This window comes from Paracoccus sp. 22332, assembly GCF_052045125.1.
Classification (GTDB): domain Bacteria; phylum Pseudomonadota; class Alphaproteobacteria; order Rhodobacterales; family Rhodobacteraceae; genus Paracoccus; species Paracoccus haematequi_A.
In genome coordinates this window covers 1-4,130 of sequence record NZ_JBQEOI010000093.1, presented here as the reverse complement: position 1 = coordinate 4,130, position 4,130 = coordinate 1, and the positions used below count along the sequence as shown (strand labels likewise).

The following is a 4,130-nucleotide window of genomic DNA, read 5'->3' as shown; positions in this document are numbered from 1 at the left end:
TGCGCCGCCACCGGACCGCCCGGGGGATGGCGCAGGAGGAGCTTGCCCACAGCGCCGGGCTCAGCCCGCGCTATGTCTCGCTGCTCGAGGCCGGCAAGCACCGCCCGAGCCTGCTGACCATGGCCAGGCTGGCCGCCCGGCTGGAGACGCCGCTGTCGGAGCTGATCCGCGAGGCGGAGGCGGAGCGCGACGGTCCCGCCGCCTGACCGGGGGGTGCTGACGCGCGACGCGGCATCGGCGCCCAGGAGCGGCAACCTCCAGGGGAGAGGGGGCGGATCGTTCGGCGCCGGTGTGGAGCCTCGGGCTGCTCCTGAACGGCGAGCAGGACAGAGCGGGAAACGGACCGCCAGCATGCGGCTGATGATGCCCCGGCACCGATTGGATCCCGCTCTCGCCCCGAAGCCTGCACGACGCCCGCCGACCTTGTCCCGAGACGCGGCGTCGCGCATCCCCGACGCGTTTCATGCTCATCTCCCCGGAAAGACGTTCGGGACTTGGTCGGCTTTCGGCGGCTTTCCGTTTTGGCAACGCTCCCTGGACAAAGGTCTTCCGGACGGGGGCAGATGGTCAGGGTTTCTTTAGTCTTTTTATTAAAATCCCCGGTGGGACGTTGAAGGGAGGCCTTTGCGAGCCTGGGAAAGGCATTGGATCCGTCCAGGCCGGACGATCCCGCGGAGCGCGCATCGGCCGTGTCCACGACCCCGCGCCTCCTGCGCGAGGCCCGTCACGGCGGCGCCTGGGCGTCGCGCAGCAGGTCCCGCAGCTGGTCCAGCCGGGCGCGGGCCAGCATGGCGCCGCGGGCCAGGGCGGCCCCATGGCTGTCGCCAAGGCCCTCGGCCGCCAGGAAGATGAGATCGAGGATCTCGCCCAGGACCGCCGCCTCGTCCCGCGCCTCGGCCAGCAGCGCCGGGAGGCCGGCCTCACGGCTCATGGCGCGCCTCCGGGTCCGGGCCGGGCCGCTCAAGTCCGTCCTCGCCATATGTGACGATGCGCTCGGCGCGGAGCCGGTCCGCGAGGTGCAGCAGCCAGTGATACTCCGTAGTGAGAAGCTGGCGGGCGCGGCGCAGCGCCGTGCGCAGGCGCCGGTCGGCGCGGGTCCGCACCGCCGGGTCCGTCATCAGCATCGGCGCCGGATCGGCGACATGAACCAGGCTGTGGCCGCTGAGGCCATCCAGCACGGGAAGCATCATGAAGACGTCTCTCATCCTCGGCACTGCCCTTGTTCTAATCGCGTCCGCCGGCATGGCGGAACAGATCACTGTCATGTCCTGGGGCGGCACCTACAGCCAGAGCCAGGTCGAGGCCTATCAAAAGCCCTTCACCGCCGATACCGGCATTACCGTCGTATCGGTCGACAGCGACAATCCGGCCATCCCGATCAAGGCGCAGGTCGAGGCCGGGAATGTCACCGTCGACGTGGTGGACATCGAATATGCCGATGCCATCCGCCTGTGCGATGAAGGTCTGCTGGAGGAGATCGACTCCGCTATTCTGCCCCCTGCCCCGGACGGCACCCCAGCGACCGACGACTTTCTGCCTCAGGGTCTCAGCGATTGCGCCGTGGGATCGATCGTCTTCTCGACCGTTTATGCCTATGACCGCACCCGCTTTCCGGACAGCCCGCCCACGACCATCGTCGATTTCTTCGACACGGCGAAGTTTCCCGGCAAGCGCGGCCTGAAGAAGGCGCCCAAGGCGCTGCTGGAGATGGCGCTGATGGGCGACGGCGTTCCGGCGGATCAGGTCTACGACCTGCTGTCCACGCCCGAGGGTGTGGACCGTGCCTTCGCCAAGCTGGACACGATTAAGGATGACGTGGTCTGGTGGGAAACCGGGGCGCAGGCGCCACAGCTTCTGGCCGACGGCGAGGTGGTGCTGTCCACCGCCTATAATGGCCGGATCTTCAACGCCGCCGTGTCGGAGGGCCGCCCCTTCGACATGGTCTGGGACGGGCAGGTTTATGAATACAACCTGTTCGCCATACCCAAAGGCGCGCCCAACAAGGACGCGGCACTGGAATACATCGCCTTTGCCACCGGCACGCAGCGGCTGGCCGATCAGGCGAAGTGGATCAGCTATGGCCCGGCCCGCAAATCGTCGGCGCCATTGGTCGGTCTTTACCAGGACGGCAAAACCGAGATGGCCCCGAACATGCCGACAAACCCAGACAACATGAAGAACGCACTCGCGTCGTCCTATGACTTCTGGGTCGATCACGAGTCCGAGTTGACAGAGCGCTTCAACGCCTGGCTCTCGGCAAGCTGACGGCAGGACAAATCGCGCAAGGGGTGAGCCTTGCGCGATCTTGTCAGAGTGCTTCGCCCTCGCGCTATACCCCGGTGGATAAGGTCCTCGCCCGAGTCAGAATCTTGAATAGATCATGTGGATCGTCCGAGTCGGCGATGATGTTAAGGTTCTGGAAGAAGCCGGTTCCCTTCAATCGATCGTGCGCCAGCGCAGTGCCGAGAAATCCTCGGTGGCAATCCGCCATGTCTGTGTCAGCAGTATAGCCGCAAGTAAGGCGGGTCACTGCGGCGAGTGGTGATCTAAACTCGCGCAAATACTGTTATCCACAAGATCGCGGTTTCATCTTTGATGTCCGAAAGGGGATGGTCTAACGGACACTTCATTTGCTCTCCGAGTATAGCGGTAACGGCACCGCCAAGCGGCTGCTCTGCGGACAGCTGACGAAGTGTGACGCACTCAAGGCATCTTCTAGACCGGAATGGCGGTGGTCTGCTTGACCTTCTGCATGGGGATCTCGGTCTTGATGCTCTGGACGCCCTTGATCCGGCCCAGATGCTCTGCCTGGAACCGCCGGTAGGCGTCGATGTCTGCGCCCACCACGCGCAGCAGGAAGTCGCAATCGCCTGCCATCAGGTGGCATTCGACGACCTGCGGGAGTGACTTCACCGCATCGACAAAGCTGTTCACGGTGTCCTCGTCCTGGCCGGTCAGCCAAACACGGGCGAAGAACGTCATGCCCATGCCGACCTCAGCAGGATCGATCAGCGCGACATAGCGGGTGATGACGCCGCGCTGCTCCAGAAGACGCACGCGCCGGAGACAGGAAGAGGGCGAGAGGCCCACCCGTTCCGCCAAGTCGTTGTTCGGCAGGCGGCCGTCCTCCTGGAGAGCGTTCAGGATCGCGCGGTCGATGCGGTCGAGTTCAGCTGGCATAGGATTCTAATCATTATTCCTGCAGCAGAATCATAGTCCAAGACCACAGAGAATATCAGCAAGAAAGGCGACAAATGCCACGGGCAATAGGCTATTCAAAGGCGCGAGACAACCAAGGTGATGCCCATGGCGGACAGCGACCTGGCCTTTGTGCCACCGACTGAATATCCCTCCCCTGCTGGGGCTATGCGCGGACTGCGGGATGCCGTGCCGGTGCTGCTCGGGTTCCTGCCCTTCGGGCTCGTCCTCGGTGCCCAGGCCACCCAGAAAGGGCTGTCGGCAGTTGAGGTTCCCCTGCTGACCGGGCTGAACTTCGGGGGCGGGTCCGAGTTCGCGGCCATCGCCATGTGGACGTCGCCGCCTCAGGTCGCGCTCTCGTGGCCATCACGTTCCTGGTCAACAGCCGGCATCTGCTGATGGGCATGGCTCTTGCCCCAATGGTGCGCCACCTGCCGCGGCGCACGGTCCTGCCGGCGCTGTTCCTGATGTGCGACGAGTCCTGGGCAATGGGGTTGGCGGACGCCCAACGCCGCGGCGGACAGCTCGATCTCGGATACTATCTCGGGCTTTCCCTTGCGCTCTATCTCACCTGGATTGCGGCAACTGCCGCGGGCGCCGTGATCGGACCGGTGCTGGGGGATGCCACCCGCTTCGGCTTCGACATGGCTTTCCCTGCCGTGTTCCTCGTCATGCTGGCCGGGATGTGGAAGGGCACGCGCGCCGCGCTGCCCTGGCTCGTGAGCCTTGTCTGCGCGGCTCTGGTGTATCTGGCGCTTCCGGGGGCGTGGTATGTGCCGGCCGGAGCCCTGTCCGGTGTGATCGCCGCATATCTGCTGGCAAGGCCGCAATGATCGACCCTCTTGTGATCCTCACCATCCTGATGATGGCGTTAGTCACCTATCTGACCCGGATCGACGGCTATCTCCTGCTGCGCGACCGGACCGTGAGCC

The 4,130-nt window shown here is 64.8% G+C and carries 7 protein-coding genes; 4 read left to right on the top strand and 3 right to left on the bottom strand.

From position 1 onward, the window contains the following. Positions 1-206, top strand: a 206-nt coding sequence (locus tag ACTJI6_RS23705; RefSeq protein ID WP_440804198.1) for a helix-turn-helix transcriptional regulator, incomplete at its 5' end; no start/stop codon positions are given. Positions 207-724: 518 nt separating this feature from the next. On the opposite strand, the gene ACTJI6_RS23700 is transcribed toward ACTJI6_RS23705, so the two are convergent. Both ACTJI6_RS23700 and ACTJI6_RS23695 read right to left on the bottom strand, forming a co-directional pair. Next, positions 725-931 (bottom strand): hypothetical protein, encoded by a 207-nt coding sequence (locus tag ACTJI6_RS23700; protein WP_440804196.1) that lies wholly within the window; start codon positions 929-931, stop codon positions 725-727. Then, on the bottom strand, positions 921-1,190 hold the full coding sequence (locus tag ACTJI6_RS23695) for a hypothetical protein (RefSeq protein ID WP_440804193.1): 270 nt from the start codon (positions 1,188-1,190) through the stop codon (positions 921-923). The genes ACTJI6_RS23700 and ACTJI6_RS23695 overlap by 11 nt, the downstream gene beginning before the upstream one ends. On the opposite strand from ACTJI6_RS23695, the gene ACTJI6_RS23690 reads away from it, so the two are divergent. After that, on the top strand, positions 1,189-2,265 hold the full coding sequence (locus tag ACTJI6_RS23690; protein ID WP_440803972.1) for an ABC transporter substrate-binding protein: 1,077 nt from the start codon (positions 1,189-1,191) through the stop codon (positions 2,263-2,265). The two genes, ACTJI6_RS23695 and ACTJI6_RS23690, sit on opposite strands and share 2 nt — an antisense overlap. Before the next feature lie 450 nt (positions 2,266-2,715). Here ACTJI6_RS23690 and ACTJI6_RS23685 read toward each other — a convergent pair whose 3' ends face one another. Beyond that, a complete protein-coding gene (locus tag ACTJI6_RS23685) occupies positions 2,716-3,180 on the bottom strand; it encodes an Lrp/AsnC family transcriptional regulator (protein WP_440803974.1) in 465 nt (154 codons plus the stop codon). 126 nt (positions 3,181-3,306) lie between these two features. Here ACTJI6_RS23685 and ACTJI6_RS23680 point away from each other — a divergent pair, with 126 nt between their 5' ends. After that, positions 3,307-3,597, top strand: a complete 291-nt coding sequence (locus ACTJI6_RS23680) for an AzlC family ABC transporter permease (RefSeq protein WP_440803976.1) — start codon at positions 3,307-3,309, stop codon at positions 3,595-3,597. Beyond that, positions 3,558-4,031 carry an AzlC family ABC transporter permease gene (locus ACTJI6_RS23675; RefSeq protein ID WP_440803979.1) on the top strand — a complete coding sequence of 158 codons (474 nt, stop codon included), beginning with the start codon at positions 3,558-3,560 and terminating at the stop codon, positions 4,029-4,031. Before ACTJI6_RS23680 ends, ACTJI6_RS23675 begins: the two co-directional genes overlap by 40 nt. Positions 4,032-4,130 lie beyond the last annotated feature (99 nt).

Excerpts from the sequence above, each read along its gene's own strand:
- ACTJI6_RS23685 (WP_440803974.1), bottom strand. The coding sequence starts at position 3,180 with ATGCCAGCTGAACTCGACCGCATCGACCGCGCGATCCTGAACGCTCTC.
- ACTJI6_RS23690 (WP_440803972.1), top strand. The coding sequence starts at position 1,189 with ATGAAGACGTCTCTCATCCTCGGCACTGCCCTTGTTCTAATCGCGTCC.
- ACTJI6_RS23680 (WP_440803976.1), top strand. The coding sequence starts at position 3,307 with ATGGCGGACAGCGACCTGGCCTTTGTGCCACCGACTGAATATCCCTCC.
- ACTJI6_RS23700 (WP_440804196.1), bottom strand. The coding sequence starts at position 931 with ATGAGCCGTGAGGCCGGCCTCCCGGCGCTGCTGGCCGAGGCGCGGGAC.
- ACTJI6_RS23695 (WP_440804193.1), bottom strand. The coding sequence starts at position 1,190 with ATGATGCTTCCCGTGCTGGATGGCCTCAGCGGCCACAGCCTGGTTCAT.